The organism is Pseudomonas marginalis (assembly GCF_001645105.1).
Classification (GTDB): Bacteria; Pseudomonadota; Gammaproteobacteria; order Pseudomonadales; family Pseudomonadaceae; genus Aquipseudomonas; species Aquipseudomonas petroselini.
Genome location: NZ_LKEG01000061.1, coordinates 1 through 6,985, shown reverse-complemented (window position 1 = coordinate 6,985; position 6,985 = coordinate 1). Strand labels below are relative to the sequence as shown.

7 protein-coding genes are annotated in these 6,985 nt (G+C 61.7%); 3 read left to right on the top strand and 4 right to left on the bottom strand.

From position 1 onward, the window contains the following. Positions 1–107 precede the first annotated feature (107 nt). Both AO064_RS29190 and pobA read right to left on the bottom strand, forming a co-directional pair. Positions 108–1,625, bottom strand: a complete 1,518-nt coding sequence (locus AO064_RS29190; RefSeq protein WP_064055441.1) for an MDR family MFS transporter — start codon at positions 1,623–1,625, stop codon at positions 108–110. Positions 1,626–1,691: 66 nt separating this feature from the next. Continuing rightward, on the bottom strand, positions 1,692–2,876 hold the full coding sequence (gene pobA, locus AO064_RS29185) for a 4-hydroxybenzoate 3-monooxygenase (protein WP_183143912.1): 1,185 nt from the start codon (positions 2,874–2,876) through the stop codon (positions 1,692–1,694). 189 nt (positions 2,877–3,065) lie between these two features. Here pobA and AO064_RS29180 point away from each other — a divergent pair, with 189 nt between their 5' ends. Continuing rightward, positions 3,066–3,944: a helix-turn-helix domain-containing protein gene (locus tag AO064_RS29180; protein ID WP_064055436.1), complete on the top strand. Its 879-nt coding sequence runs from the start codon at positions 3,066–3,068 to the stop codon at positions 3,942–3,944. A gap of 44 nt (positions 3,945–3,988) precedes the next feature. On the opposite strand, the gene AO064_RS31020 is transcribed toward AO064_RS29180, so the two are convergent. Further along, positions 3,989–4,165: a hypothetical protein gene (locus AO064_RS31020; RefSeq protein WP_012722801.1), complete on the bottom strand. Its 177-nt coding sequence runs from the start codon at positions 4,163–4,165 to the stop codon at positions 3,989–3,991. A gap of 100 nt (positions 4,166–4,265) precedes the next feature. Beyond that, entirely contained in the window at positions 4,266–5,171 is a 906-nt protein-coding gene (locus AO064_RS29175; RefSeq protein WP_064055435.1) for a LysR family transcriptional regulator, read from the bottom strand. 104 nt (positions 5,172–5,275) lie between these two features. On the opposite strand from AO064_RS29175, the gene AO064_RS29170 reads away from it, so the two are divergent. Together AO064_RS29170 and AO064_RS29165 are read left to right on the top strand one after the other, a co-directional pair. Continuing rightward, entirely contained in the window at positions 5,276–6,142 is an 867-nt protein-coding gene (locus AO064_RS29170; RefSeq protein ID WP_064055434.1) for an MBL fold metallo-hydrolase, read from the top strand. Positions 6,143–6,175: 33 nt separating this feature from the next. Beyond that, positions 6,176–6,790 (top strand): NAD(P)-dependent oxidoreductase, encoded by a 615-nt coding sequence (locus tag AO064_RS29165; protein WP_064055433.1) that lies wholly within the window; start codon positions 6,176–6,178, stop codon positions 6,788–6,790. Positions 6,791–6,985 lie beyond the last annotated feature (195 nt).

Here is a 6,985-nt window from a genome sequence, read left to right as displayed (position 1 = left end):
CAGCGTGTTTGACGGGGCGCCTGAGATCAAAAGCTAGATCAAGGTCACGATCAAGAGCGGCTCGCTTCGCATCGTGGTTAGTGCAGGGCTACAAGCGTTTGGGCAGTTTATTTTGCCTTGTCCTCACGGCCGCGCAGTACTCGGTTCGGCATTGCGATTGCCGCCGCTAGCCCCAGCAGTGACACCGTTGCACTGACCATCAGCAAATGCCGGAATGTCACTGCCAACTCGCCGCGCAGGGCGTCTTGCGCGGGGCCGGGGGCGGCGTTAAGGCCGTCGAGCAGTACGTTGCCGGAACTGCCTTCGGCCACCACTGCGCCGGTGGCCAGGTGGGCGAAGCTGGAGTCCTGCAGCAGCGCCAGCAGCAGTGCCGACATGCACGCTACCCCCACGGCCCCGCCCAGGGAGCGGAATAGGTTGGTGGTGCTGGTGGCGACGCCGATGTCGCGCTGGTCCACCGAGTTTTGCGTGCCTACCAGCGAGGTGGGGAATTGCATGCCGGCAGCGATGCCGCACAGCAGCATGAACATCGCCGTGAGCCCCACCGCCTGGGGCGCGCTCAGGGCCATGCCGAGGATGGCGAAGGGGCTCAGCAATGCGCCGCTGAGGATCATCGGTTTATAGCGTCCGGTCACGGAGGTCATGCGCCCGGCAAAATAGGCGCCCATCGGCAAGCCCATGGCCAGCGGCAGCAGGTGCAGGGCCGCGCTGTCGGCCCCGGAGCCGGTCACCGTCTGATAACGCAGCGGCATCAGCACTGTCAGGGAAATCGCCTGGAAACTGGTGAAAAAGATCGTGCACCAGCACAACACCGCGCTGCGGTTGGCGAACAGATGCATCGGCAGCAACGGCTCGCGTGCGCGGCGCTCGTGCCACACGAATAACGTCAATGCCACCAAGGCAGCCAGCAACAGCCCCAGCACTTCGTCGTCACGCCAAGGGTGGCCCTGGCCGATTTCGGTGATGCCCAGCAACAAGGCGGTCAGGCCGATGATCATCAGCACAGTGCCGAGGTAATCGATGATCGGCTTGCGTTGCGGCACCGGCAGCCCCACCAGGGTGCGATGGGCCACGTACCAGGCGCCGGCGCCCAAGGGTAGGTTGATCAGGAACACCCAGCGCCATGACAGGTACTCGGTCATGTAGCCGCCGAGCACCGGCCCGGCGACGCTGGCCACCGCGTACATGCTGCTGAAATAGCCCTGGTAGCGCCCGCGTTCGCGGGGCGGGATGATGTCGCCGATGATCGCCTGGCTCACCGAGATCATGCCGCCGGCGCCGATGCCCTGGAGGATCCGCGCCAGCACCAGTTGCTCCATGCTTTGCGCCATGCCGCAGAACAGCGAGGCCAGGGTGAACAGGCCCATGCCGATCAGCATCATCGGCCGGCGCCCGTAGAGGTCACCGAGCTTGCCGTAGATCGGCACCGCCACGGTCATCGCCACCATGTAGCCGGAGATGACCCAGGCCAGCAGGTTGACGTCGTGGAACTGCGCGGAAATGGCGGGCATGGACACGGCGACAATGGTCTGGTCCAGGGCCCCCAGGAAGATCGCCATCATCAGTGAGGCGAGGATGCTGCGTACGGCGGGCAGCGGCGGAGCGGGCTGATTGAGGTGCGTCACGGCAGGACCTTCGAGCAAGGCCCGCGGGAAAAGGCGGCCCGCGGGAATGCTCGATACGATAGCAGGCTATTCGATAGCTTCGTAAGGAAGTCCGACGTAATTTTCTGCGATGGTTTTGCGCCCCGCCTCGGAGTGGATGAAGTATTCAAGCTCACTCTCGGCGATGCGCTGGCTGAAGCCGTCCGCCTCGGGAAACTGGTGCAGCATCGAGGTCATCCACCAGGAAAATCGCTCGGCTTTCCACACCCGCCGCAGGCAGATGGCGGAATAGCGCTCCAGCAAGTCCACCCGCCCTTCGCCGTAGACCTTGAGCAAAATCCGATACAGCGTGCTCACATCGCTGGCCGCCAGGTTCAAGCCCTTGGCGCCGGTGGGCGGCACGATATGCGCGGCGTCCCCCAGCAGGAACAGGCGCCCGTACTGCATCGGTTCCACGACGAAACTGCGCAGCGGCGCGATGCTTTTCTCGATCGACGGGCCGGTTACCAAGTCCTCGGCGAGGTGGCTGGGCAGGCGGGTTTTGAGTTCATCCCAGAAGCGTGCGTCGGGCCACTCATCGATCGGTTCGTCCACCGGTACCTGCAGGTAATAGCGGCTGCGGGTCGGCGAACGCATGCTGCACAAGGCAAAGCCACGCGGGTGCTTGGCGTACACCAGTTCAGCGTGCACCGGCGGTGTATCGGCAAGGATGCCCAGCCAGCCGAAGGGGTAGACCCGCTCGAAGACCTTGAGTGACTCCGCCGGGATCGATTGACGCGCCACACCATGGAAACCATCGCACCCGGCGATGTAGTCGCACTCCAGGCGAAAGGCTTTGCCCTGATGCTCAAACGTCAGCCAGGGTCGATCACTTTTGAGGCCATGGGGCTGCACGTCACGGGCTTCGTAGAGGGTGATCGCGCCAGCGTCGGCGCGGGCGGCCATCAGGTCGCGGGTGACTTCGGTCTGGCCGTAGACCATCACCGACTGACCGCCGGTCAGTGCCTTGAGGTCGATATGGGTAAGCTGGCCATTGAGCGCCAACTCAAAGCCATCATGCACCAGGCCTTCGCTATCCATACGCTGGCTGACGCGCGCCTGCCTCAGCAGGTCGACCATGCCTTGCTCCAATACGCCGGCTCGGATGCGGCCTTGCACGTAATCGGCGCTCTGGCGCTCTAGGATAAGGGTCTCGATACCGGCATTGTGCAACAGCTGGCCGAGCAACAGTCCCGAGGGACCGGCGCCGATAATGGCGACTTGGGTTTTCAGCGTTTTCATTATTTTTATCGCCCGCATGCTTCACCCGAACGGATAGGGTGAAAGAATTGTCAGTGGTCTTGTAGCTGACATTTTTCACTTGAGTGGCCAGCATAAGAAGGTGAAAACTGAGCCAAAGCCTGCGCTTTTTGCCAATCGGGGCGATTACCGCACCACTCTCCTGGGTATCGGATTGAAACCATGACCAAAACCGCGATTCCGGTCTTCAAGCTTTACGGGGAAAACCAGCAATGGCCGACGCCCGATTTGTTGCACTGTGAAACCATTTCCCGGCGCAGTCGGGAATACCAGTGGGAAATCCAGCCCCACCGGCACGCGGATCTGTGCCAGTTGCTGTATGTGCACAAAGGCCAGGCAGAATTGGAGATCGAAGGTCAGCGCTCCACGTTGAACGAAGCGACATTGCAGGTATTGCCGCCGCTGTGTGTGCACGGGTTTCGTTTTTCCGAGGATGTCGAAGGTTATGTGGTGACGCTCGCGGCGCCGCTGGTCAGCCATTTGCAAACTCAGTTGGGCGCCACGGTCGACGGTTTACAGGCGCTGGGCAACTATCCGGCGGGCAAGGACAGTGATTACCTGAACACCCAGTTCGCCCGCTTGCAGGATGAATACGCCGACGAACAACCGGCGCGGGACATGATGATGCATGCGCTGGTCAGCGTGCTGCTGGTGTGGATCAGCCGCCAAGCCCTCCAGCGTCGCCACCCACGGGCGCCACGGGGGCGCGAGTATTTTCGCAAGTTCACGCAATTGGTCGAGCAGCATTACCGCGAACACCCGAAGATCGAAGACCTGGCCCACAAACTGGGCATCTCGGTCTCACACCTGAACGGCACGTGTCGGGAATTGGGTGGGCAGCCGGCGCTGCAGATCATGCACGACCGCCAATTGCTGGAAGCCAAGCGCCTGCTGACCTACACCAGCATGACCATCAATGAAATGTCAGAAGTATTGGGGTTTTCCGACCCGACCAACTTCTCTCGGCTGTTCCGCCGACGCGTCGGGTTCTCGCCCAAAGCGTTTCGCGAACAACTCAAGGCCGAAACACCGCAGCGCTAACGGTGGGCGCGGGCTGCCACCTTTGCATCCCCTGTGGGCCATTTTTAGCGCAACGCGCTGAAACTGCCAGTATGGGGAACGCATTGATCCTGATGGCAGCTGATCGCAAAGGTGGGCTGCATACGGGTCTGCTCCACGCGGTAGGCGGCAGTCCCGTACAGTGCGCTGGCAATGGCGCACAGGCTGAAAATCATCAGGTACTTTCTGGTTTTAATGCTCATGGCACAGACCTCTGAGCGGATCTACACGGTGCTGTCTAAAGCATAGGTCAACCAGGCCAAGTTGCCATTATCGGGCGACATTCAACACGTTTATGTCGGCCTAGAGACCGACATCCCACGCAGGCTCTTCCGGGAACCTCAGCACCAGGAAATCCAAGAGGCTGCGCAGTGCCGACGGCATGTGCTTGCGCGAGGCGTAGACCGCATAGATGTTCATCTGCCGAGGCTCAGCCTCGGGCAGCAGACGCACCAGTTCGCCACGGCGGATGTAATCACCGGCCTGGTAAGTGGGCAGCATCGACACCCCGGCCCCGGCCAGCGTCACTCGCAACAAGGTGCTGGCTTCGTTGGAGGTGATGTTGCCGTTGATGGGCACCGAGACGTGCTCGCCACCCTCTTCGAAATGCCACAGGCTTTTGCCGAAATAGGAATGGGTCAGGCAGTTATGCGCGGCCAGTTCCTCGACTTTCCGAGGGTCCGGATGCGCCCGCAGATAGGCCGGTGAGGCACACACCACGGAGCGGCACACGGTCAGGCGCCGCGCAATGAGGTTGGGGTCCAGGTCGTTGCTGGTGCGGATGGCCAGGTCGATGCGTTCATCCACCAGGTTCACCGTGCGATCGAGCATTTGCAGGTCGACAGTCACCAGCGGGTAGCGCGTGACGTACTCGGCGATGGCCTCGGCCAATTGCGCCTGGCCGAACGAGGTGCTGACACTCAGGCGCAGCAGACCACGCGGCGCGTCATCCGGCTCGCTGACGGCGGCCTGCATATCGCAACACAATTCCAACAATTGCCGACAACGTGGCAGGGTTTCACCGCCGGCCGCCGTGAGGCTGAGCTTGCGCGTGGTGCGGTGCAGCAGGCGTGCGCCGACCCAATCTTCCAGCTCGGCCAGGTAGCGCGACACCACCGGGCGCGAAAGGTCCAGATGATCGGCAGCGGCGGACTGGCTGCCCAGGTCCACCACCGTGACAAACACGCGCATTGCTTGAAGACGATCCATGATCTGCCCGATTTCAGAAACAAACTATGTCCCAGCATCGCATTTTTAGTCTGGTTTTGTGCAACTAAGCTCTGTGCATCCCTTACCGATGCTGGAGCTGCCCGATGTTCTCAACTTTCAAGCGCTTGACCCTCGCCACCGCCGCCCTGGCCTTCGCCGCCCATGCGGCGGCAGCCGACCTGACTCTGGAGGTGTACAACCCAGGCGAGGCCGCGATCTTTCCGGTCAGCTCGGTGCTGGTCAGCGGCGCCAAGGACGCGATCCTGGTGGACGCCCAATTTGGCAAGGGCCAGGCCGAACAGTTGGTGCAGAAGATCCGCGCCAGCGGCAAACACCTGACCACCATCTACATCAGCCATGGCGACCCGGACTACTACTTCGGCCTCGATACCCTCACCACCGCCTTCCCCGACGCCAAGGTGCTGGCCCCGCAACCGGTGGTCGACCACATCAAGGCGACCGTGGACGGCAAGCTTGCGTTCTGGGGCCCGAAAATGGGCGCCGATAAACCCGCCCGAACCCTCGTGCCGCAGGTACTCGAAGGCCACAGCCTGAACCTCGAAGGCCAGCAACTGGACGTAATCGGCCTGGACGGCCCGCAGCCGGACCGCAGTTTTGTGTGGATCCCGTCGATCAAGGCCGTGGTCGGTGGCGTAGTGGTCGCCGAAAACATTCACGTGTGGATGGCCGACACCCAGAGTGCGCAATCCCATAAAGACTGGCTGGCCACCCTGCAACGCATCGAAGGCCTGAAGCCGCGCACCGTGATCCCAGGCCATTACCTGGGCACACCGTCTCTGAAATCCGTGGCCTTTACCGCCGACTACATCAAGGCCTTTGACGCCGAGACCGCCAAGGCCAAGGACTCCGCCGCCCTGATCGCGGCCATGAAAAAGCGTTACCCCACCCTCGCCGACGAAAGCTCGCTGGAGTTGAGCGCTAAAGTCGCCAAGGGCGAAATGAAGTGGTGAACGGTGTTAAACCCTAACGTACTGGAGAACGTCATGAGCAAGATTGCAATCATTGGGGCCACCGGCCGTGCCGGTAGCCAACTGCTGGAAGAAGCGTTGCGTCGTGGGCATAGCGTTGTGGCGATTGCGCGTAACACCGACAAACTGGCGGCGCGCCCGGGTGTCACCGTCAAGCAAGTGGATGCACTGGATGCAGATGCGCTGCAAGAGGCCATCAGCGGCAGCGACGTGGTGATCAGCGCCGCGCACTTCGCTACCCTGCCCGCCAGCGCGGTGATCGCGCCGGTGAAAAAAGCCGGGGTGAAACGCCTGCTGGTAGTGGGCGGTGCCGGTTCACTGCTGCTGCCGGGTGGCGGGCGAGTGATCGACAGCGAGGGTTTCCCGGCAGAGTACAAGGCCGAAGCCAGTGCCGGCGCAGCATTTCTCGAAGCATTGCGTCAGGAAAAAGAGCTGGATTGGACCTTCCTGTCGCCGTCGGCGGAGTTCGTTGAAACCGAACGCACCGGCACATTCCGTGTAGGCCAGGATGATCTGCTGGTCAGCAGTGAAGGCCGCAGTTGGATCAGCTTTGCCGACTATGCCATTGCCCTGATCGACGAAGTGGAATCGCCAAAACACTCCCGCCAACGCTTCACCGTCGGCTACTGACACAACGCGNCTGTGGGAGGGGGCTTGCTCCCGATAGCGGTGGGTCAGTTGAAATATCGTTGACTGAACCACCGCCATCGGGAGCAAGCCCCCACATTGGGATTTTCAAGTCGCTGGAAACGTTGAATCGCACAAGCACTCGCACCGAACGCTTCACCGTCGGCTACTGACACAACACAGTTAAAACTGTGGGAG